We start from the raw sequence: 472 nt of genomic DNA, 5'->3' as shown, positions 1-472 counted from the left end.
GCGACTTCGATCGCGCTGGCGGTCGTATGCCTTCTCGCGGCGCCCTCCTATGAATTCGGCCGTCTCTTCACCTTCGCCAATTATTCCGGCGAAGTCGGTGGCAACGTCTGGCCGTCCACCTCGGGCGCCTGGGTCTTCCTTCTTGGTCTGCTGCTGCCGATCTACACCATCACCGGCTATGACGCCTCGGCGCATACATCTGAGGAGACGGTCAAGGCCGCCCATTCGGTCCCGCGCGGCATGGTGGCCTCGGTTCTATGGTCGGCGCTGTTCGGCTATATCATGCTGTGCGCCTTCGTGCTGATGCTGCCGAACATGGATGAGGCGGCAAAACAGGGCTGGAACGTGTTCTTCTGGGCGATGGACAGCCAGGTGAACCCGGTCGTCAAGGACCTCCTTTATCTTGCGATCTTCGTCAGCCAATGGCTGTGCGGCCTTGCGACCGTCACCTCGGTCTCCCGCATGATCTTCG

Annotated in this window: 1 protein-coding gene; it reads left to right on the top strand. The window is 61.2% G+C overall.

The window, feature by feature from the left end:
• On the top strand, window positions 1–472 hold a 472-nt coding region (locus tag EOD29_RS30650; RefSeq protein ID WP_127248780.1), incomplete at both ends, for an amino acid permease.

Origin of the sequence: Mesorhizobium sp. M1A.T.Ca.IN.004.03.1.1, from assembly GCF_003997555.1 — a bacterium.
Classification (GTDB): Bacteria; Pseudomonadota; Alphaproteobacteria; order Rhizobiales; family Rhizobiaceae; genus Mesorhizobium.
This window is presented reverse-complemented; position numbering and strand designations above follow the sequence as displayed.